Source organism: Pseudomonas brassicacearum (assembly GCF_918698105.1).
GTDB lineage: Bacteria > Pseudomonadota > Gammaproteobacteria > Pseudomonadales > Pseudomonadaceae > Aquipseudomonas > Aquipseudomonas brassicacearum_F.
Genome location: NZ_CAKKMI010000095.1, coordinates 1 through 20,969 on the forward strand (window position 1 = coordinate 1; position 20,969 = coordinate 20,969).

Genomic DNA, 20,969 nt, shown 5'->3' on the forward strand with positions numbered 1-20,969 from the left:
GAGCTTGCTCGCGATGGCGTCGGCTCAGCCATACCAGGGTGTCTGACACACCGCCATCGCGAGCAAGCTCGCTCCCACAGGTAGTGGCGGCTTCTCACCGCCCTTGTTGCAACACCTTCAGCGCTGCCGAAGCGAGGAAGCCGGAACGGCTCTTCTCTTCAGGATGGTGCAACACATATTCATCGATTCGGTTGAGCAGGTAGCCGGGCAACGTGATGTTGAGTTTCTGCGCCTTGCCCAGGTACTTGGTCACATCGATGTCCACCAGCGCCCAGGTGCAGCCGGCGTATTGCGGATTGGCGGCGTGCAAGGTAACGGTGTTGGCTGGCGGAATCGGCGAGCCGTCTTCGGCCAGAATCTCGAAGTGTCCCTCGATGGCCTCACGCGCCATCGCCATGGCCTCGTCCAGGTCGTCGCCTGCGGAAAAACAACCCGGGATATCCGGCACTTCAACACCCCAGGCGTGCTTGTCATCGCCCATGGAAATCGCAATCGGGTAGAGCATTTTCATCGTCCTCCGGGAACGTCGAGCAACGGGCCGGCTGAAGCAGCGCCTGTTGCAAAATACTGATGGCCGTTTTCTTGAGCAGGTCCTTCTTCGGATGAGGAACCGTGACCAACCCCGGTTTGGTCGGGTGCTTGAAATGATGGTGGCTGCCCCGCACCCGCACCAGATACCAACCGTCTGCAAGGATCTGGCTTATCAAAAATCGGCTATTCACTACACCTCCGCGTGGTGTGCTTGGTGGGTACTATACCTACTGCGAATGGATGATCAACACTATAACCACCGAGGGTGACCTCGGCAGGCACGCGCAATCACTGCAACGAAGTCTAGAAGCGGCGTCCTAGAAGGGCGGCAGACGGGCGGGGTGGGTTTATTTCGGGATGTGAAACAGGGGGCAAATGCGCGGGTGGCGAGGGAGCTTGCTCCCGCTGGTGAGGTGTGAGGCAGCTGGATCTTTACCTGCTGCTGAAAAAAGTGCGAAAGAAGCCGACCACTTTGGACTCGTATCAGTGTCAGTCAAGAAACGAAACCTGTGGGAGCGGGCTTGCTCGCGAATGCGTCGGGTCAGCCAAGATCAATGTTGAATGACATCCCGCTTTCGCGAGCAAGCCTGCTCCCACAGGGGAGTTGTGATGAATGCGATACCTGAGAGCAACTCGGAAAAAATGTGGGAGCGAGCCTGCTCGCGATGGCGGCGACACAGTCAACATCATCGCAAGCAACCCGACGCATTCATGAGCGAGCCCGACTTCCGGTGGGCTGAAGCAGCCCTCAGTTTTTTCGGTACGATTTGCCGAGCTCCCATCTGTGAGTTCGATCAACCTATCCCCCAGGTCCTATGACTGCTGCACAAACGTCAGTCGCACCGCGAACCCAATCAAAAGACTCCCAAACAACCACTGTTGTACGCGCTGGGCCGAAGGCGAGCGCTGAAGCCAGCGACCGAGTGCCACGCCGATCAACGCGTAGGCGCAGTCGAACAGCAGGCCGACGCCCACCAGCACCACGCCCAGGATCGCGAATTGCCCCAGCACCGGCCCGGCGTGTGGATCGATGAATTGCGGTAACAACACCGAGCAAAACAGCAAGGCTTTGGGATTGAGCAGATTGGTCAGCAGCCCACGCCGAATCGCCTGGTGCCAACGCCGCTTTCCGGTCTCGACAGTGGCGTCTTCAAAGCTCGGTAACAAAGTGGTCCGCAGGCATTGAAAACCGACCCATAACAAGTAGGCAGCCCCGGCCAGGCGCACCACATCGAATGTCCATGGCGCCGTCTTGAACAACGCCGAAAGCCCCAACGCCGCCAAGGCAACATGACATCCCCGAGCAACCCCCAGGCCCACCGCCGTCGCCAGCGCCGCGCCCCTGCCCTGACGGGCACCGGTTTGCAGCAGCAGGATCATGTCCGGCCCGGGCAACAGATACGCCACCGTCAACGCCATCAAAAACAACCCGAGCTCTGCCATGCCACACCCCTTTGATCAACGATTCGCAAGTGCCAAGTCTATGGCTGACGGGCAGGGCAGGTGGTTGCGAAGACAGCTTCTAAAGCGTTGGAAATTGGCATAACCTGCCAAATATCTGCGTCATCCAATCGGAAAATGCCAACTCATGAAACTGGACGCCTTCGACCGCAAAATCCTCGTCGCGCTGCAACGCGACGGCCGCCTGAGCAACGTGCAACTGGCCGAAGAAATCGGCCTGTCCCCCTCACCTTGCCTGCGCCGCGTGCGGATGCTCGAAGAAGCGGGGGTGATTCGTGGTTATCAAGCCGTCCTGGACCGCGACGAAGTGGGCCTCGGGCTGACAATCTTCGTAGGGGTCAAGGTCGAACGGCACAACGACGAGCGAGCCGAAGCATTTCGCCAGGCAGTGACGGCATTGCCCGAAGTGATTTCGGCGTTCCTGGTATCGGGCGAGTCGGATTTTCTACTGCAAGTCGTGGTGCCGGACCTGCGGGCTTATGACCGTTTTGTCACGGGGCATTTGTTGAAATTGCCCGGGATCAGCGATATCCGGAGTAACTTTGCGATCAATACGGTGAAGACGCCGGGGGCGTTGCCGTTGGGGCATTTGCCGGGGAGCTGAGGCAGTTGTTATGCGCTGGATATTTAGAAGCGGGGGAGACTAACATTCACAGATTTCGAAATGTATCCATCCGATCATGCAGGATACGAATGATCGCAACCCCGTAAGCGGTGATTCGAAAGTAAATCATGTGCCGTTCGACGCTCCACCGACGATAACCAGGCCGGATGTGGTCACACGCTGGAGCCGTTTTGGGCTGTTGCGCCAGCTCAGAAAATGCTGTTGTGATGATGTCGATATACCAATTGGCTTGTGCCACACCCCATTGCTGGACGGTATAGGTCCAGATTACTTCTAGGTCATGTTCGGCAGCAGGTGTAAGACGGTATTCAGCCATGCGCAGTCAGCATTCTTTTCTTGAATGCATCGGGATCGAATGAGCGAGGTTTCCCACTGGACTCACCTTCCTCAAGGGCAAGCCGGATAGCTTCAAGTTGCATGCTCCGCTCCTGCTCTCGCCGAATTAGATCCCGAATGTACTCACTATCATTGGTGTAGTGTCCCGCTTCGATCTGCGCTTTGATCCAGCCGTCTTGCTGATCAGTGACGGTGATGGTTTTACGAACGGTTCCCATGTCTGAATCCCTTGGGGAGTGACTATTAGCGCAAGAAATTATCATACTATTGGTGTTGTATCGAGCATTCTAAAGCTCCGTCATGGGCGCAGGATTATTTAAAATTTGCGGGAGTTCAGTATAAAAAGCCCCGATGCTCGAAGCAGCGGGGCCCGATAGGCTTCGCAGTGCCTTGCATTTCACTGGCAGGCAGGGAGGCCTATTCTTTCTCGTTTCTTTCTTTCGGGACGGTTGCTGGCCTAGGCGTAATGACTTTCACAACGTCATCAATCACTGCCTTGCTCATCTCCAACAAAAAATGCGCAGCCCAGGCGTAGCGGTCGGTGCTCTTTTCAAACGCCGCGTCTTCGGCAAGCCGGTGAGCGAGATGCAAAAGATCTGACGCTCGTTCCAATGCCTCTTGGATGGGGACGCCGCCGTTGACACGGAACAGTGCTCGATCAGCGGAATAGTTGAAGGGGGTGTAGCCGATGGTTTTTAGCTCAGTGTTTTTGTTCATGGCCTGCCTCCGAAGAACGGAAGGTCGTTGGCCCGAAGCTGAGGCTTGGTTCGGTCAGCGTGGAAATAAGATGGAATTACGTTTCGCATAGTTTCACTCCTTGACTTGAGAAACCGCCGCCATCCTTTCCTAGATTCGGGTGGCGGCCGTACGTGGGCTAGGAACCGGGAATCAAGGCACCCGGCACACCCGAGGGTGTCCCACGCACAGCCGCCATAAAACATCATCGCAAACGCAAAAAGCGCCTGCAATTTTATGGGCGCTGTGCGCCTTGAATTCAACGGGTTCCTAGGCCCGATCGCTGAATTTGCAGCGACGTCTGGAGAGTAGCCATCGAAGGACAAGGGCAACAAGGCGAAAACTCGCCGAAAAGCAACGTAAGCGCACCCCCTACGCAATTCTCGGATTTTGCCTACAAATCTCCCCTGGGGCCATGCGATACGTGGCGAGGGAGCTTGCTCCCGCTGGGCTGCGCAGCAGCCCTTCTTGTGAGCGCTTCGCACTCAAGCGGGAGCAAGCTCCCTCGCCACGGGACTCATTTTTCTCAGGACAATTGTCTATCCTTTCTAAAAGGTCCTGTTGGTGAGATTGGGCAACGTCTCGTTGGCCATAGTCGGCTTTCCAAACTTGCTGGCGTGCCTGTAGGCGCCAGAGTGTGAAAGCAGGTTAACGACAGAATGAAAAAGCCCGGCGTTCGGCCGGGCAGTTTTGGAATCCAGTAACGTAATCAGGCTTGCTTTTCGCGCGCCGCCAGCATCACTTCATTCTGTTTTTTGGTAGCTTCGGTCAGTACTTCACGGTAGACGCGTTTTTTTTCTTCTGATTTCGCATTACGAATGAAGTCTGCGAATGGACTCGTGGCCTCCTTTGTGGATCCGAGTTTCATGGTAAACATGGGGTTGCTCCGTCATTTATCCCAAGCATGGCCATCAGTTCGTGTCTCGTATGCTTCTCGAGGACATGGTAGTCGACCTTGTCAACGCCAGCCTTGTAGAGGCGTCCAGAATTATCCATGCGCTTCACAAGCAGATCGACATGTAGATCCTCGGCGCGACCACAAGGGGAGCAAACCCCCACAAATTCCAGACCAAAAAAAACCGGCCACCAAGAGCCGGTTTTTTTATCCCCCGTCGAAAACACATAACGCAGGACCAGAATTCGATTGGAGCGGGTGAAGGGAATCGAACCCTCGTTATCAGCTTGGGAAGCTGGAGTAATGCCATTATACGACACCCGCTCAGAGCGGCTGACTTTGTACCAGATGTGGGCACGAATTTGAAGTTTTTCTTCACGCAGCGTGCGGTCAGTCGTCTACGCGAGTCTCAAACCAGAGCGGTCGTTGGCGGGCAAGCCCCGTTGCACAAGGCGCAGGACGGGGCTTGCTCGCCAGGACTCGGTTTCAGATGGCCAGTGCATGGTAGCCCTGCACGTAGCTATAGCGCGGTCGGCTTTCGTGGTGCTCCGGTGTGAGGAAACCCATCAAGGCGTTGCGGCTGTCGCGGCAGGCGGCTTTGTGTTCCATGTCCAGGAAGTGCCCGGTGGCTTGCAGTGTGCTGAAGCTGCTGTACTGCACGTGATCGGCAAAGAGCCTGGCGTCGTCGGCCGCGGTGTATTCGTCCCATTCGCCGTTCAGGAACAGCACCGGCACGTTGATTTTTTTCGCTGCGTTGACGTAGCACAAGCGGTCGCTGTGGAGCACATCGCTGATGTGGAAGTGCATCTGCCCGTACTCATGTTCGGCCAGGCTGCTGACATGGCGATAGTTAAAGCGCTTGAACAGCGGCGGCAGGTGCTTGCCGATGGTGCTGTTGACCAAGTGCCCGACCCGGTCGCCGTCCAGGCTGCCCAGGTAATCCACACCGCGTTCCAGGTAGTCGCGCATCGGCGCATTGAGCACCGGCGAGAACGAGCTGATCACGGCTTTTTCGATGCGCCGTGGTCGCTGCGCCAAGGCGGTCAGCGTGGCGGCGCCGCCCCAGGAAAACGACAGCACATGCTCGGCGGCGAAGTGGTCGATCAGTTCCAGGAGGATCTGGCCCTCGATCTCTTTCGTCAACATTTGCTCATGTCGGTTGTGAGCTTTTGACTTGCCCGCGTAGGGTTGGTCGTACAGCACAACATTGAATTGCGGGTAGAGGTTTTTGGCGGTCTGTGCAAACGACGCGGTGGTGGCCATTGAGCCGTTGACCAGAATGATGGTCTTTTGTGCGGCGTCTGCGCGATAGAACTCCGTGTAAACCCGATACTGACCCTGTATATCCAGCACAGCGATTTCTGGCCTCATGTCATAAGACTCCTGGCAAGCGGGTATGCGCGCAATGAGATTGCACGGGCAATGTGACAGGTAGGCATTCGCCTGGAAGATAAGGCCCATGTCGATCCAAAAAAACGGTCGACGGGTGTTGTTATAGACGGGCAGTTTGCCGGGCGGATGAGGCGGAACCTGAGGGTTCCAGCCGGCAAAAAGTTTCTTAGAGGTATGAGGTGACTCGTCGGTCACATTTCGGCCGACGGTTTGATTCAAGCAGGGGGGCGACCGTTACGCAAGTACCTGCCGGAAAATTGTTCGACACTTCTGCCCAGCGGTAGCGGGATCAGATGAGCTGGATTTCTTCAGGGCTCAAGGCGCGGTATTGGCCCGGCCCGAGATGGGCGTCCAACGTCAGTGGGCCCATGCGCCCGCGGTGCAGGCGCAGCACCTTATTGTTGAAGTGGCCGAACATGCGCTTGACCTGGTGATAGCGCCCTTCAACGATGCCCAAGCGCGCCGATCTGGGCCCCAGCAGCGTCAGCTCTGCTGGTTGGGTGGTGAGGTCTTCGAAGGCAAAGTACAGGCCCCGGGCGAAGGTGTCGGTGTATTCGGCCGTGATGATCTGCTCGGTTTCGACGTAGTAGACCTTGGGCAGTTTGGTCTGCGGTTGGGTCAGGCGCCGCGACCAGCTGCCGTCATTGGTGATCAGCATCAGCCCGGTGGTGTTGAAATCCAGGCGCCCTGCAATGTGCAGGTCGTCCTTGTCCGGTTCGTCCAGCCAGTCGAGGACGGTGGGGTGTTGCGGGTCGCGAGTCGCACTGACACAGCCGGGCGGCTTGTGCAGCATGAAATAGCGCGCCGGCCGGCCCGTTTGCAGCACGTCGTCGTCGACTTCAACGCGGCTGAATTCACGGACTTGGGCATGGGGATCGCTGACGGTCTGGCCGTCGATTCGCACCCGGCGTTCCACCAGCAACAGGCGCACTTGTTGGCGATTGAATCGCGGCAGATTACTGAGGAAACGGTCGACGCGCATGGGCAGTTCAGGCGAGGCTGCGGAGGGCGGGCATCTTACGCTATCGGCCGAGGCTTGGCGCGCAACTGGGTTTCGACCTGGGCGCAGCGTGGGCACAGGCAGGACTGGTCGCGCAGCTCGGCCGGCAATGCTTCAAGCACGGCCGGGTCGATGCTCACGCCGTAACACCAGCAGGCCCGGTCGACGGTTCGAGGGTCGGCCAGGGTGCAATCGTTGGCGGCGCCGCAGGCTGGGCAAAGGTCGGGTTTATTCATAACTGGAGTGAGGCCTGTCCACGCAGATTCGGTTGCACCCGGTCTGCCGGGCGCGTTGCAACGCATGATCGGTCCGCGACAGTAGGCTGTGCAAGGTGTCTTCGTCCTGCAAGGTGGTGAGGCCGAGGCTGACGGTGACCAGCAATTGTTTTCCACTGCAGAAATAGCGCTGCGTTTCGATGTGCTGACGAATTTTCTCTGCGATTTTCAGACCGGTCTGTCCATCGGTGTCCTTGAGCAGGACGACAAAGGCTTCAGTGCCCCAGCGGCACACGATGTCCGAATGCCGCAGGCTTTGCGTCAGGTCGCGGGCGAACCCGGTCAGCAGTTGATCGGTGGCGATATGACCATGGGTTGCGTCCAGCCGCTTGAAATCGTCCAGTTCCACCAGCAGCGCAGTCAGGGGTTTGGGCTCGCGCTGGGCTTCATGCAGGGCTTGCACGGCCAGCAGGTCGAAGCCACGGCGATTCGGCAATTCGGTCAGGCTGTCGAGGGTGGCCTGGGCGTCGATGCGTTGTTGGTAGCTGTTGATCAACCGGTAAAGAATTGCCAGGACCGCCAGCGTCACGAGTATGCCGATCAGCAGGTTCAGATACAGCGCCTTGAGGATGTTCTCGCGTACCGAGGCATGGGCTGCGTAATAGCCCAGCAACGCAATGATCAGGAAACCTGTACCGAGCAGCGCCACCACGGCCAGGAGCGGCTTGCGCTGGGAATACAACGGCGAACGGAGCGACATGGCAATTCCCTTGGCGCAGACCCAATGAAGTCAGTTTAGTGGCCTTGTGGGAAAAGACATTCGGATTTACAGGTTTGTAGGACGATGGTGAGGGAACAGGCTCCCTCACCCCAGGTTCGGCCTTATTCCAGGCTACGCAGATAAGCCCGCCATCCGCCCAGGTGACTGATGTCCCGTGCGCCTTCCAGGCCGTACGATTCGCAGATGAATCCGCTTTCCCAGCGACCATCGGCCAGTTGCACCTTGCCCAGCCCCAACGGTGCGGGGATGCCGGTCAGGAATGAACCCAGTTCGCTGCTCGGCAGTTCCCAGACCTCCACCTCGATTGCCACGCCGCCCTCGCTGACCCGAAGCATGCCGGGGCGCAGGGGGGGGCCGCCGGCCAAGGCATGGAGGCGATAGTCCGGTGAGCTTTGGGTGGCCTCGATCAGCCGCGCACCGCGTTGCTTGAGTTGCCAGTTCAGCGCCAACCCATCCAGGTGTGCGCCACACACCACCAGCCGCGCCCGGTCGTGGCGCGCCGGGTTGGCGGGAGCTGGCAAGGCCGTGTCCTGTTGACGTTGCAAGGCATCGGCCACGCTCAAGAGGTATTGATCGGTGAAGGCTCGGCCGAACAGCGTCACGCCCCAGGGCAAGCCGTTGGCCATGAACGCACTGGGAACGGCGACGGCGGCGTAGTCCAGCAGGTTCATGAAATTGGTGTAGTACCCCAGCTCCGAGTTGCGCAGCACCGGTTCGGCGGCCAGTTCGGCGAGGGTCACCGGCCGGCCGATGGTCGGGGTGAGTACGCAATCGAGCGCGTCCATGGCTCGGTCGCACTGGGCCTTGAGGGCTTGCAAACGGTAACGGGCACGGAAGGTTTGTACGCCATCCACCGTAGGCGCTTTCGCCAGGACGGCGCGGATGACCGGCAGTACGGCCTCCGGCTCACGTTCCATCAAGGGACCGGCGACGCTGTAGCGTTCGGCCACCCAAGGGCCTTCATACAGCAGCCGCGCCGCTTCCAGGAACGGCGACAAGTCCAGTTCCACGGCTTCGCCGCCGAGGCGTTCGAGTCGCTCGATGGCTTCTTGAAACAGTTGCGGACCTTCCGGGCAGCCGAAAAAGGCCAGGTCCTGTTGGCGTGGCACACCGAAGCGAAAGCGCCGGGGCGCGCCGAACGCGGTGCCATCGTTCCACTGCGGGTTGTGGCGACTGTAGTCGTCACGAGGGTCTGGACGAGCCGTCAGCGCCAACAGCTGACTGGCTTCCTTGGCCGTCGCCGTGAAGGTCGTGACGCAGTCCAGCGTGCGACAGGCCGGGACCACGCCCGCCGTGGAGATCAACCCCAGGGTGGCTTTCAATCCCACCAGGTTGTTTAGCGCTGCAGGCACCCGACCGGAGCCGGCGGTGTCGGTGCCCAAGGCAAAACTCGCCACGCCCAAGGCCACGGCCAGCGACGAACCGGCGCTCGAGCCGCCTGCGGGATAGTCGGGCAACACGCTGTTGCGGCAGGCGCCGTAGGGCGAGCGAGTGCCGTTGAGCCCGGTGGCGAATTGGTCGAGGTTGGTCTTGCCCAGGGGGATCGCGCCCAGTGCCAGCAACTGCTCGACAATGGTCGCCGAACGGTGCGGCACGTAGGCAAACGCCGGGCAGGCGGCGGTGGTTGGAATGCCGGCCAGGTCGATGTTGTCCTTGATGGCAAACGGCACGCCGTACAGCGGCAGGCTCTCCAGGTCGCGGCTTTCCAATGCGGTCAGGTAGGGTTCCAGTTCTTCGGCCGTCAGCAGGTGGATGAACAGGTGATAGTCCGGGTTCAGCGCCGCGGCCTTTTCCCGCAGGCCCAGCAGCAATTGGCGTGGCGTCAGTGCGCCGCTGCGGTAGGTATTGCGCAGGTCGTCCAAGCGAAGAGAGAGGTTCATGGTGTTAATCCTTTGATTGAGTTCAGTCACGGTCCAGCACCACGACGCGCTGTCCGGCGCGCACTGCAGAACCTGGCTGGACGCGCACCTCGCGCACCACGCCGGCCGAGGGCGCAAGCAGTGGGATTTCCATTTTCATTGACTCCAGGATGACCAGCACATCGCCGGCGGCGACCCGTGCGCCAACGTCTACCTGCACCTGCCAGAGGTTGCCGGCGATGTGGCTGTCGACACTCAATTGACCGTCAGTCAGCGGCGAATCTTCGCTCGTTGCGATGGCCGGTTCCTCACTGTCGAAATGCGCCTGGCCACTGGCGATCCAACGCTCGCGCTCGGCCTCGAAGGCGCCTTGTTGCCGTTGGCGGAACGCGGCGATGCCGTCGGCTTCCTGCACCAGGAAACTCTGGTAGTCGGCGAGGTTGAGCTGGCTGTGCTCGATCTCCAGGTCGAAGCGGCCCAGGGGGAAGTCCCGACGGATGCGCAGCAGTTCATCGGCGCTGACCGGGTAGAAGCGGATCTGGTCGAAAAACCGCAGCAGCCAGGGCTTGCCGTCGAAGGCGGCGACGTCCCGATAACGGTTCCACATCTGCAACGTGCGCCCGACGAACTGATAGCCGCCAGGCCCTTCCATGCCGTACACGCACATATAGGCGCCGCCGATGCCCACCGAGTTTTCCGCGGTCCAGGTGCGGGCCGGGTTGTATTTAGTGGTCACCAACCGATGCCGTGGGTCGAGCGGCGTGGCGACCGGCGCGCCGAGGTAGACGTCCCCCAGGCCCATCACCAGGTAGCTGGCGTCGAACACCGTGCGTTGCACTTCATCGAGGTTGGGCAGGTCGTTGATGCGCCGGATGAACTCCAGGTTGCTCGGGCACCAGGGCGCGTCCTTGCGCACCGTGGTCATGTATTTTTCGATGGCCAACTGACAGGCCGGATCGTCCCAGGACAGCGGCAGGTGGACGATGCGCGACGGCACTTGCAGATCCTGGGCGGCGCACACGGCGTCCCACTCGCCGGCGATGATATTCAGTAGATCGGCCAGGGGCAGTTGTTCGGGTTGATAGTGCACTTGCAGCGAGCGAATGCCCGGCGTCAGGTCGATCACGCCGGGCAGGTGTTTGTGTTCCAACGCCTGCATCAAGGCATGGGCGCGAAAGCGCAGCACCAGGTCCAGTTCGGGGGCGCCGATTTCCAGCAGCAGGTGGGTGTCGCCGGCCAGGCGAGCGACCAGGCGGGTATCGTCCTGGCCGATATCCAACACCACAGGCGACACCATCCCCTGTGGGAGCGAGCTTGCTCGCGATAGCGGCGGGACATCCAAAATCGATGTGACTGACAGAACGCCATCGCGAGCAAGCTCGCTCCCACAGGGGGGCCATTGCAGGGCCAGTGAGCGGGCGGTCGATATATCCACCGGCACAAACCGCACCTTGTCCCCCGCCTTGAGCTGCCCCAGCTGCCACAGGTCCGCTTCGATCACCGTCACCGGGCAGACGAAACCGCCCAGGCTCGGGCCGTCGGGGCCGAGGATGACGGGCATGTCGCCGGTGAAGTCGACGGCGCCGATGGCGTAGGGATTGTCATGGATGTTGGACGGGTGCAGCCCGGCCTCGCCGCCGTCGGCACGGACCCATTCGGGTTTCGGCCCGATCAGGCGCACGCCAGTGCGGCTGGAGTTGAAGTGCACTTCCCAGGCCGTGTCGAAGAAGGTCTGGATGTAGCGCTCGGTGAAATATTCGGGCGCGCCGTGGGGACCGTTGATCACGCGGATCTGCCGCACGCTTGGCAGTTCCAGGATCGGCGCGCTCGTTGACGGCAGCATCGCGTGCTCATCCAGCGGTGCCAGGTGCAACACGTCGCCGGTACACAGCGCCCGTCCGCTATGGCCACCGAACTGGCCGAGGGTGAAGGTGCTTTTACTGCCCAGGTAATCCGGCACTTGCACGCCGCCTTGCAGGCACAGGTAGCTGCGCGCCCCGGCACCAGAGATGTGGCCGATGGCGAGGGTGGAGCCGGCAGCAATCGACAACGGCGTGTTCATCGGCACCGCTTCGCCGTCGAGCGTGAGGGCAATCACCGCACCGGTCACCGCCACTCGGGCAGCGCAGTTGAAACGCAGCAGCGGCCCGTTCATGGTGATTTCCAATGCTGCCGCACCTTCTGCGTTGCCCAAGAGGCGATTGCCCAGGCGCAGCGAACGGCTGTCCATCGGCCCCGACGGCGGCACACCCACCGCCCAATAACCGAGGCGGCCGGGATAGTCCTGGACGCTGGTCTGGGTGCCGGGGCTGAGCACTTCAACGGTGTTGGCGCGATAGACCAGCGCTTCCAGGCAGCGGGTCCAGGGCTGGCCGCTGGCAAATGGTGTGTCGAGGAGAATCTGTTGCAGGTATTGGCGGTTGGTCTCGACGCCGTACAGCAGGCTTTCGTCCAGCGCTTGATGCAAGCCCAGGCGCGCCTGCTCGCGGGTTGGCGCCCAGCGGATGACCTTGGCGATCATCGGGTCGAAGTAGGGCGGGATCTGGCAACCGGCCTCGACCCAGGTGTCGATGCGCAGCGTCTTGCCGTCGGCCTGGGGAAATTTCACGGCGGTCAGCAGCCCCGGGCTTGGCTGGAAATCCCGACCTGGGTCCTCGGCATACAAGCGCGCCTGGATCGCGTGGCCCTCGGCTTTCAAACCCTGGCGCAACTCGCTCAGCGGCGGCAGATCACCGGCCGCCAGTTGCACCATCCAGCGCACCAGGTCCACGCCCCACACCTGCTCGGTGACGCCGTGCTCCACTTGCAGGCGGGTGTTCACTTCCAGGAAATAGAAGCGCCCGGCGTCGCTGTCGAACACGAACTCCACGGTGCCGGCGCTGCGGTAGTTCACGGCCTGGGCCAGTTGGATCGCCGCTGCGCAGAGTTCGTCGGCCATGCCCTCGGGCAGGTTCGGCGCCGGAGTTTCCTCGAGGACTTTCTGGTTGCGCCGTTGCACCGAGCAGTCGCGCACGCCCAGGGCGATCACCTGGCCCAGGCCGTCGCCGAATACCTGCACTTCCAGATGCCGCGCGCGTTCGATGTACTTTTCGATGAACACTCCTGCATCGCTGAAGTTGTTCTGGCCCAGGCGCTTGACTGCTTCGAAGGATTCGCTCAGGTCGGCGGCGCTGCGACACACACGCATGCCGATGCCGCCGCCGCCCGCGGTACTTTTGAGCATCACCGGGTAGCCGAGCTGAGTGCCGGCCAAGAGCGCGGCGTCGAGGCTGTCGAGCAGTTCGGTGCCTTCGAGCAGTGGCACACCATGCCGGCGCGCCAGGTCGCGGGCGGTGTGCTTGAGGCCGAACACGCGCAGTTGCTCAGGCGTCGGACCGATGAAGGCAATACCGGCAGCTTCGCACGCTTGCGCGAAGGCGGCGTTTTCCGAGAGAAAGCCGTAGCCGGGATGGATCGCGGTCGCGCCGCTGCTTCTGGCAATAGCCAAAAGCTTGTCCACCGCCAGGTAAGTACCGGCCGCCGCACCGTCGCCCAGGCAGTGAGCTTCATCGGCCTGCAAGATATGCAAGCTGGCGGCGTCGGCCTGGGAATACACCGCAACGCCTTCGACCTTCAGCTCACGCAAGGTCCGCAGGATGCGGCAGGCGATGGCGCCACGGTTGGCGATCAGGATTTTTTCGAACATGACATTGCCCCCTCAGGCATGCGTACTGCCTGAACTGGGATGCGGGCCGTCCCGCAGTTTTCGATGGCCAACGGGGTCGTCCCCGTGAGCGAAACCAAAGACCCGATTCCCCCTGTGGGAGCGAGCTTGCTCGCGATAGTGGCGGCACATCCAACCTTGATGTAACTGACAGACCGCTATCGCGAGCAAGCTCGCTCCCACAGGGGATGGGTGGTGTTCATAAAATCTGTGTTTATTTGATGCACTGCCCCGACCGGCTCTGGCACAACCCGAACAACCAGCGGCGCAGGCGGGTAAGTTTCAGTTCCATATCAAGAGCTCCGCTGGCGTGGGGTTGTAGGCGTTGCACGGGTTGTTCAGTTGCGGGCAGTTGGAGATCAGGACGATCACGTCCATCTCGGCCCGCAGGTCGACGTATTTGCCCGGCGCCGAGATCCCGTCTTCGAAGGTCAGGCCGCCGTCGGCGGTGACCGGCACGTTCATGAAGAAGTTGATGTTCGGCCCGATGTCGCCCTTGCCCAGCCGACCGTCGTGGGCGCAGGCCCGCAGGTAGTTGTCGCGGCAGCTGTGCATGTAGCGTTTTTCCAGGGCGTAGCGCACGGTGTTGCTTTCCTGGGCGCAGGCACCGCCGAGGGTGTCGTGGCGCCCGCAAGTGTCTTCGACGATGGTCAGCATCGGGTGGCCGAGGTTGGAATACAGCACGCTGCCGGTGCTCAGGTAAACGCTGTTCTGCCGGCGCAGGGTGCGCTGCACGTCGTAGCGTTCCTTGGGGTTGGCCAGGCTGTAGAACAACGTGTCGACCGCCTGGTTGCCTTCCAGGTCGAGGATGCGCAGGGTCTGGCCCTTCTTGACCTCCACCAGCCACGGTTCCCCGGCAGGGATGGTGGCGCGGTAGACGGCAGTATCGGGTTGCTTGTGTGCGGTGGCGATGGCGAGTGACATGGCAGCGATCCTCAGGCGAACAGGCGGTCGGTGTTGATGAAGCCGCGCTGGTTTTCCGGGCGCGAATGGCGACAGTGCTCGGCGACGCTGGCGTCAGCGTTCATCCAACTGAGCTTGAGTGGTTGCGGGGCGTATTGCGGGTTCGGGTCCATCGGATGTTGCAGCGCGGTCAGCACCACCAGGGTGTCCATCGGCGCGTACAGCTCGATGTAGTCGCCGGCCTGGGAGTTGCCTTCAACGAAGTGAAAGCCGCCGGCCTCATCGACATCGACCCGGCTGAACAGGTTGAGGGTCATCAGCAGGTCGGACAGGCCCAGGCCCCATTTACCCAGCTCCACCAGCAGGTTGTCGGTGCCGTTGCGAAAGAAGCCGTTGCGCAGTTCCTGATAGCGGCCCTGACCGTATTTCTCCGCAACTTCCTCGGCGCAGAGCACGCCGCCCAGGCTGTCGCTCCAACCGCAGGTGTCGGCGGTGATGGCCGCCAGTACCCGGCCCATGTCGGAGTACAGGCAATGGCCGGCGGTGAGCTTGGCGGTGTGTTGGCATTTGAGGCTGTCGGGCAGGTTCAGGCGTTCGGTTTTTTCGTTGGCATTGAGCAGCGTCAGGCTCACATTGGCCCCGCCGCGCAGGTCGGTCAGGCGCAGCAGTTGGCCGCGCTTGAGCACGAAGGAACGGTGGCCGCCGCCGGGCAGCAGTTCTTCGGCGGAAGGTGTAAACAATTGGGTCGAGTCGGTCATGGGGAGAGCTCCTTTCAAGCGATACGCAACGTGCCGGCCAGTTCGGCGGGCAGGGCGTCGACGGCGGCACGGGCGGTGCGGCGGTCGCTGTTCAATGGAATGTCGTAGGTGATGCGTGCGCCATAGGCGCCGGGGGCGTGCGGGTCGACGCGGACCTTGTCGAACACCAGCAGGCGCGTGCCGAGGCTGAAACCTTCGGACAAGTCATGGGTGACCATGAACACTGTCAGCCGGGTTTCACGCCACAGCTCCAGCAACAGGGCATGCATGTCTTTGCGAATGCCCGGGTCGAGGGCGCCGAAGGGCTCGTCCAGCAGCAGGACACGCGGCTTCATGATCAGTGCCTGGGCGATCGCCAGCCGCTGTTGCATGCCCCCGGACAATTGCGCCGGGTATTTATCCAGCGCATGGCCCAGGCCGACCTTGTCCAGCAGTTGTGCAGCTTCTTCGCGGGCCTGGCGCTTGGCGCTGCCAAACAGGCGGCCCAGCAGCGGCGAGCGCGGCAACTCCAGGCCCAGGGCCACGTTGTCCAGCACGCTCAGGTGCGGGAACACCGAGTAACGCTGGAACACCACGCCCCGGCTGGCATCCGGCTCGCCGGCCAAGGGTTCGCCGTCCAGGAGAATCTGTCCGCGGCTGGCGCGTTCCTGGCCCAGCAGCAAGCGCAGGAAGGTCGACTTGCCGCAACCCGAGGCGCCCACCAGGGTGCAGAACTCACCCTCAGAGACGCTCAGGTTCAAACGCTCCAGTACCACCTGATCGGCATACTGTTGCCAGACGTTGTCCACGGTAATGAAGCTCATGCCTTCGCCCCCTCGTACCAAGGGAACGTTTGCCGGGTCAGCTGCTTGAGGCCCCAGTCCATCAGCCAGGCGAGCAGGGTGATCCACACCACGTACGGCAGGATCACGTCCATCGCCAGGTAACGACGCACCAGGAAAATCCGATAGCCCAGCCCATCGGTGGAGGCGATGGCTTCGGCGGCGATCAGAAACAACCAGGCCGAACCGAGCATCAGCCGCAGGGATATCAACAGGCGTGGCAGCAGTTGCGGCAGCACGACCCGCAGCAGCAGGGTCCAGGTCGACGCGCCGAGGGTCTGGGCCTTGATCAGCAGCTCGGGCGGAATTTCCCGGGCGCGCTGTTCCAGGTCGCGGGCCAGGCACGGTGTGATGCCAATCACGATCAGCATCACCTTCGACAGTTCGCCCAGGCCGAAGACGATGAACAGGATCGGCAGGATGGCCAGCGGCGGCACCATCGACAACACGGTGAGCAACGGCGACAGCGGTGCGCCAAACAGTGGCAGCGTACCGGCGGCGATGCCCAGGCATAACCCGGCCAGGGCGCTGATGCCCAGGCCGATGGCCAACCGGCGCAGGCTCGACGCGGTGTCTTGCCAGAGCAGGTATTCGCCGCTGCGGGCGTCGGCGGTGAAGGCCAGGCGTTTGACCGCATCGGCCATCTGCACGGCGCTGGGCAGGAGCTTGTCGTTGGGGTTGTCCGTCAACCGTTCGGCCGAGCCCATGAAGTAGGCGAACAACACCAGCGCGAATGGCAGGATCACCAGCAACAAGCGGCTGGGACGATCCGGGTAGCGGTTGATCAGGCGCATGCCAGGTCCTCCGGTTTACAGTTTGGCGTCGGCGGCCAGCTGTACGTAGGTCGGGTCAAAGCGCAGCTTGAGGTTGGCCTTGTCGCCGCGGGTCACGCCATTGGCGAACGTCATGCCGACCGCGTCGGTGCTCTTGGCGCCTTCGCCCAACAAGCCGTGCTGGAACGAGAACTCGGCCACCTTGCCCATGGTCGCGGGCAGTTGCTCGCTGGTGGCGAAACTCAGGGCTTCCTTGGGCGTGGCGAACAGCTTGGTGGTATCCAGTTGCGCCTGGAAACCTTTGAGGTCGGTGCCCGAGGCCTTGGCCATGTGTTCCAGTGCGGCCTGGCTGGCGGCGTTTTTCGCATTCATCAGCGCCACCACTTCAAACCAGGCGCCGGTCAGCGCTTTGCCCAGGGCTGGGTTGTCCTGCAGGGTCTGGGTGTTGACCACCATCATGTCCATGATTTCGCCGGGAACCTGGCTGGAATTGAACACTTCGCTCACGCCTGGCTGGGCCTTGATGTCCGAGAGCATCGGGTTCCAGGTGGTGACGGCCTTGACCTGCTCGGTGTTGAAGGCGGCAGAGATATCGGCGTCGGAGGTGTTGACGACTTTCAGGTCTTTTTCGGCGAGGCCAACCGAATCCAGGGCGCGAGCCAGCAGGTAATGGGACACCGACAGTTCCACCAGATTGACGTCCATGCCCTTGAGGTCGGCGACTTTCTTGCCTTCGCCCTTGAGGACGATGCCGTCGTTGCCGTTGGAGAAATCACTGACGATCAGCGCGGTGCTGTCCACGCCACCGGCGGCAGGAATGGTCAGGGCGTCCATGTTGGTCATGGTGCAGCCGTCGAACTGACCGGCGGTGTACTGGTTGATGGATTCGACGTAATCGTTGAGCTGTACGACATCGATCTGGATGCCGTATTTTTTCGCCCATTTATCAACGATGCCTTGGCTACCGGCGTATTCCCAAGGCATCCAGCCGGCGTAAATGGTCCAGCAGACGCTGAAGTGGTCTTTTTGGGCAGCGGCGGATGAGAAGCTCGCGAGGGCCGAGAGGGCGGCGAGGAGCAGGGCGGACAGACGAAGCTTGAGCATGGTGGTTCTCCAGTTGATCAAGGGCGGACAGGAGCAACGCGGCACCGCGAACGGTGGCTTGTCTCCCGGGCTTTTGTCCCGCCGTGTAACCTCAACTGGAGGTCGCCAACTCTCGGACCAGCCACTCGCCAGAAGCGAGCCGGAACCCTAGTCAGCCATTGCAAATTGTGGTGCCGCGAACCTGTGATGACTCCTGCACGGAATTTGTTAAAGCGAGAGCCGTGCCAATTCGGGCAAAGGCCCGGGCCAGAGAGGGCAGCTGTTGGGAAAGGATGATAGAGGGCAGATTTGTGCTTGCTTGTGGTGCTGTGGCGCACCGGAAGAGGGCGACGAGCGACATGTTTCTAGTTATTGCCAGGTCGCACCAGATTTCGATTTCGCTGTCTGAGTAGTTGTCAGTCACACAACGTTGACTGCCGCCCATCAGCGTCGCTGATGTGGCCCATCCGCGGTCCAGGAGGCCGCCATGTATCGACGACTGCTGCTCATTGCGTTTCTCGGTTTGACTCTTTCGGCCTGCGTGCCTTATTACGACGCAGATTCGAGCTACTACCGTTCCGAGGTCTACACCTCACCGGCGCCAGTCTATTACGGTGGCGGGAGTTATTATTCGGCGCCGCGTGGCTATTACGCCCCGCGGTATTACCAACCGGCGCCGCGCTATTACTCGGCACCGCGTTACTACCAACAAGGCCCACGCTACTACTCGCCACCGCGAGCGGCGTACCGGTCTTATCCGAATCGGGGTGGCTGGGACGGCCATAACCGGGGTGGTTGGAATGACGACCGACGCGGTCGAGGCGGGCGTGATCATTGGGGCCGCGGCGATCGCGATCATGGACGTGGTGATCGCGATGGACGCAACAGCCACCGCTGACCTTTGGGCAACAAAAAGCGGCGCATTGAGCGCCGCTTTTTTTGTGCCTGCAATAAACCCGATGGGATAACACTTGTGGGAGCGAGCTTGCTCGCGATGGCGTCGGGTCAGCCAGCATTGATGTGTCTGACATGTCGCTATCGCGAGCAAGCTCGCTCTCACAGAGATTTCTTTGTCTGGCTCGTTTATTCGTTGGACAAATCCGCCAACGGATGCCGACCTTCCCACGCTTTGTGAAAGTGCGCCTCGACCGCCGCCTCAGGCACATGGTTGATGTCCGGCCAGTGCCAATGGGGCTTGTGGTCCTTGTCGATCAGCCGCGCGCGCACGCCTTCGCTGAATTCCGGATGGCGGCAGCAGTTGAGGCTCAAGGTGTATTCCATCCTGAACACGCCGGCCAAGGACAAATGCCGGGCCCGGGCGATCTGTTCCCAGACCAGGTACGCGGTCAGCGGCGAGCCTTCGGTCATGGTCTTGGCCGCCCGGGCGATCAACGGATCCGGGTAGTCCACCAGCAGGCTGAGGGCTTTCCAGGCGCAGCGCACATCGCTGACATCCAGCCATTCATCGATTTTCTGTCGACGCGGCAGCCATTGGGCTTCGGGCATTTGGCCGACCGCTTCCTGCTGCAGGGCCTTGAGCAGGCTGTTGAGCTGCATCTCGGTCTGTTCCTGCCAATTGAGTTGCAGCAGGCCTTCGATCAGGTCGTCCTGTTGTTCATCCAGCAAAAAGCGGTCGGCCAGGCCCAGGTCAATGGCGTCCCGGGCATTCATGTGGGCGCCGGTCAGGCCGAGAAACAGGCCGAGCTTGCCGGGCAGGCGCGACAGGAACCAACTGGCGCCGACATCCGGGTACAGGCCGATGCTGATCTCCGGCATGGCCAGGCGACTGCTTGGCGTGACGATGCGGGTACTGGCGCCTTGCAGCAGCCCCATGCCGCCGCCCAGTACATAGCCATGACCCCAACACAGCAGGGGTTTGGGGTAGGTGTGCAGGTTGAAGTCCAAGCGGTATTCCGCCGCGAAGAATTGTGCAGCCAGCGGCGGCACTTCGCCGGGATGGGCACGGCAGGCCTCCACCAGGCTGCGCACTTCACCGCCGGCGCAGAAGGCCTTGGCGCCATTGCCGCGCAACAGCACACAAACGACCTGCGGCTCCCGGGCCCAGGCATCGAGACGATCACGCAAGGCGTTGATCATCGGCAGGGACAAGGCGTTCAGGGATTTTTCGGCGTCCAGGGTGGCGATGCCGATACGGGCACCGTCGATGCCGGTGAGCTCTTCGAAGTGCAGATTCATCGTGACCTCGATCAGAAATTTGAATGATCAGTATGACCGCTGCGTAGGAAAGTGCCGGTTCTGTGTCAGATCAATTGACAAGCCATGTAGGCTTTCCTAGGGTGCGCCCATTGTTTTTACCGGATGCAACCATGACTGCCGACGACCGTATCAAACTCGAACCGAGCTGGAAGCAGGCACTGCGTGCCGAGTTCGACCAGCCCTACATGGCAGAGTTGCGCGAGTTCCTGCGCAGTGAATACGCCGCCGGCAAGGAGATTTATCCACCGGCACCGCTGATTTTCAATGCCCTCAATTCCACGCCGCTGGATAAGGTCAAGGTGGTGATTCTCGGCCAGGACCCGTACCACGGCCCGGGCCAGGCCCATGGCTTGTGCTTCTCGGTGCAGCCGGGTGTGCCAGCGCCGCCGTCTCTGGTGAACATCTACAAGGAATTGAAGCGCGACCTGAACATCGACATCCCGAATCACGGCTACCTGCAAAGTTGGGCCGACCAGGGCGTGTTGCTGCTCAACACTACCATGACCGTGGAGCGCGCCAACGCCAACGCCCATGCTGGCAAGGGCTGGCAGCATTTCACCGATCGGGTCATCGAAGTGGTCAGCGAACACCAGCCGAACCTGGTCTTCCTGCTATGGGGCGCCCATGCCCAGAGCAAACAGAAGCTGATCGACGCCACCAAGCATTTGGTGCTGACCTCGGTCCACCCGTCGCCATTGTCGGCTTATCGTGGTTTTTTGGGGTGCGGGCATTTCAGTCGAGCCAACAAGTTCCTCGAGCAACATGGCGAGGCGCCTATTGATTGGCGATTGCCGGCGCTTTAAATGGTCGGCAACAAGGGCCCCATCGCGAGCAAGCTCGCTCCCACAGGGTTCTAGGGCAACACAAATCCCCTGTGGGAG

Annotated in this window: 20 protein-coding genes, 1 tRNA gene, 2 pseudogenes and 1 riboswitch; of the genes and pseudogenes, 3 read left to right on the plus strand and 20 right to left on the minus strand. The window is 61.2% G+C overall.

Annotated elements, in window-relative coordinates; genetic code table 11:
- Positions 1 to 94: 94 nt before the first annotated feature.
- The 3 genes and pseudogenes from LQ215_RS25920 to LQ215_RS25930 form a co-directional block, all read right to left on the minus strand.
- Positions 95 to 505 (minus strand): type II toxin-antitoxin system HicB family antitoxin, encoded by a 411-nt coding sequence (locus LQ215_RS25920; protein ID WP_053119286.1) that lies wholly within the window; start codon positions 503 to 505, stop codon positions 95 to 97.
- A 40-nt stretch (positions 506 to 545) separates the two neighbouring features.
- Positions 546 to 722: pseudogene (locus LQ215_RS25925) on the minus strand (type II toxin-antitoxin system HicA family toxin); the annotation flags it as partial.
- A 622-nt stretch (positions 723 to 1,344) separates the two neighbouring features.
- Positions 1,345 to 1,974 (minus strand): LysE family translocator, encoded by a 630-nt coding sequence (locus LQ215_RS25930; protein ID WP_230153203.1) that lies wholly within the window; start codon positions 1,972 to 1,974, stop codon positions 1,345 to 1,347.
- A 145-nt stretch (positions 1,975 to 2,119) separates the two neighbouring features.
- Between LQ215_RS25930 and LQ215_RS25935 the strand changes: the two genes are divergently transcribed.
- Positions 2,120 to 2,596: an Lrp/AsnC family transcriptional regulator gene (locus tag LQ215_RS25935; protein WP_057449716.1), complete on the plus strand. Its 477-nt coding sequence runs from the start codon at positions 2,120 to 2,122 to the stop codon at positions 2,594 to 2,596.
- Between the two features lie 46 nt (positions 2,597 to 2,642).
- Here the strand turns inward: LQ215_RS25935 and LQ215_RS25940 are convergent, their stop codons facing one another.
- The 16 genes and pseudogenes from LQ215_RS25940 to LQ215_RS26015 all read right to left on the minus strand — a co-directional run bounded on the left by LQ215_RS25940 (position 2,643) and on the right by LQ215_RS26015 (position 17,892).
- On the minus strand, positions 2,643 to 2,933 hold the full coding sequence (locus LQ215_RS25940; protein ID WP_230153204.1) for a type II toxin-antitoxin system RelE/ParE family toxin: 291 nt from the start codon (positions 2,931 to 2,933) through the stop codon (positions 2,643 to 2,645).
- Positions 2,926 to 3,171: a type II toxin-antitoxin system ParD family antitoxin gene (locus LQ215_RS25945; RefSeq protein ID WP_186730547.1), complete on the minus strand. Its 246-nt coding sequence runs from the start codon at positions 3,169 to 3,171 to the stop codon at positions 2,926 to 2,928. The genes LQ215_RS25940 and LQ215_RS25945 overlap by 8 nt, the downstream gene beginning before the upstream one ends.
- Positions 3,172 to 3,370: 199 nt before the next feature.
- Positions 3,371 to 3,670 (minus strand): DUF3077 domain-containing protein, encoded by a 300-nt coding sequence (locus LQ215_RS25950; protein WP_230153205.1) that lies wholly within the window; start codon positions 3,668 to 3,670, stop codon positions 3,371 to 3,373.
- Positions 3,671 to 4,397: 727 nt separating this feature from the next.
- Positions 4,398 to 4,565, minus strand: coding sequence for a hypothetical protein (locus LQ215_RS25955; RefSeq protein ID WP_230153206.1), 168 nt, complete (start codon positions 4,563 to 4,565; stop codon positions 4,398 to 4,400).
- 268 nt (positions 4,566 to 4,833) lie between these two features.
- Positions 4,834 to 4,907: transfer RNA gene (locus LQ215_RS25960), tRNA-Gly, on the minus strand.
- Between the two features lie 162 nt (positions 4,908 to 5,069).
- Positions 5,070 to 5,954, minus strand: a complete 885-nt coding sequence (locus tag LQ215_RS25965) for an alpha/beta fold hydrolase (protein WP_230153207.1) — start codon at positions 5,952 to 5,954, stop codon at positions 5,070 to 5,072.
- Positions 5,955 to 6,264: 310 nt separating this feature from the next.
- Positions 6,265 to 6,957, minus strand: coding sequence for a pseudouridine synthase (locus tag LQ215_RS25970; RefSeq protein WP_230153208.1), 693 nt, complete (start codon positions 6,955 to 6,957; stop codon positions 6,265 to 6,267).
- Positions 6,958 to 6,992: 35 nt separating this feature from the next.
- Positions 6,993 to 7,211 (minus strand): cysteine-rich CWC family protein, encoded by a 219-nt coding sequence (locus LQ215_RS25975; protein WP_230153209.1) that lies wholly within the window; start codon positions 7,209 to 7,211, stop codon positions 6,993 to 6,995.
- Positions 7,204 to 7,821: pseudogene (locus LQ215_RS25980) on the minus strand (GGDEF domain-containing protein); the annotation flags it as partial. The gene LQ215_RS25975 and the pseudogene LQ215_RS25980, both read right to left, overlap by 8 nt.
- Before the next feature lie 251 nt (positions 7,822 to 8,072).
- Entirely contained in the window at positions 8,073 to 9,851 is a 1,779-nt protein-coding gene (gene atzF / locus LQ215_RS25985; RefSeq protein WP_230153210.1) for an allophanate hydrolase, read from the minus strand.
- Between the two features lie 22 nt (positions 9,852 to 9,873).
- Positions 9,874 to 13,515, minus strand: coding sequence for an urea carboxylase (gene uca, locus LQ215_RS25990; protein ID WP_230153211.1), 3,642 nt, complete (start codon positions 13,513 to 13,515; stop codon positions 9,874 to 9,876).
- Positions 13,516 to 13,815: 300 nt separating this feature from the next.
- Positions 13,816 to 14,457, minus strand: coding sequence for an urea amidolyase associated protein UAAP2 (locus LQ215_RS25995; protein ID WP_092224906.1), 642 nt, complete (start codon positions 14,455 to 14,457; stop codon positions 13,816 to 13,818).
- An 11-nt stretch (positions 14,458 to 14,468) separates the two neighbouring features.
- Positions 14,469 to 15,194 (minus strand): urea amidolyase associated protein UAAP1, encoded by a 726-nt coding sequence (locus LQ215_RS26000; protein WP_230153212.1) that lies wholly within the window; start codon positions 15,192 to 15,194, stop codon positions 14,469 to 14,471.
- Positions 15,195 to 15,208: 14 nt separating this feature from the next.
- The gene (locus LQ215_RS26005; RefSeq protein ID WP_230153213.1) at positions 15,209 to 15,997 is read right to left on the minus strand and encodes an ABC transporter ATP-binding protein; all 789 of its coding nucleotides are present in this window, start codon (positions 15,995 to 15,997) and stop codon (positions 15,209 to 15,211) included.
- Complete coding sequence (locus LQ215_RS26010) at positions 15,994 to 16,809, minus strand: ABC transporter permease (protein ID WP_230153214.1); 816 nt, start codon at positions 16,807 to 16,809, stop codon at positions 15,994 to 15,996. Before LQ215_RS26010 ends, LQ215_RS26005 begins: the two co-directional genes overlap by 4 nt.
- A 15-nt stretch (positions 16,810 to 16,824) precedes the next feature.
- The gene (locus tag LQ215_RS26015; protein WP_230153215.1) at positions 16,825 to 17,892 is read right to left on the minus strand and encodes a putative urea ABC transporter substrate-binding protein; all 1,068 of its coding nucleotides are present in this window, start codon (positions 17,890 to 17,892) and stop codon (positions 16,825 to 16,827) included.
- A gap of 60 nt (positions 17,893 to 17,952) precedes the next feature.
- A riboswitch (guanidine-I (ykkC/yxkD leader) is annotated at positions 17,953 to 18,054 on the minus strand.
- Positions 18,055 to 18,358: 304 nt separating this feature from the next.
- On the opposite strand from LQ215_RS26015, the gene LQ215_RS26020 reads away from it, so the two are divergent.
- Complete coding sequence (locus LQ215_RS26020; RefSeq protein ID WP_230153216.1) at positions 18,359 to 18,769, plus strand: hypothetical protein; 411 nt, start codon at positions 18,359 to 18,361, stop codon at positions 18,767 to 18,769.
- Positions 18,770 to 18,954: 185 nt separating this feature from the next.
- Here the strand turns inward: LQ215_RS26020 and LQ215_RS26025 are convergent, their stop codons facing one another.
- Positions 18,955 to 20,067 carry an enoyl-CoA hydratase/isomerase family protein gene (locus LQ215_RS26025; protein WP_230153217.1) on the minus strand — a complete coding sequence of 371 codons (1,113 nt, stop codon included), beginning with the start codon at positions 20,065 to 20,067 and terminating at the stop codon, positions 18,955 to 18,957.
- Between the two features lie 131 nt (positions 20,068 to 20,198).
- Here LQ215_RS26025 and ung point away from each other — a divergent pair, with 131 nt between their 5' ends.
- Entirely contained in the window at positions 20,199 to 20,891 is a 693-nt protein-coding gene (gene ung, locus LQ215_RS26030; protein WP_230153218.1) for a uracil-DNA glycosylase, read from the plus strand.
- Positions 20,892 to 20,969: the final 78 nt, after the last annotated feature.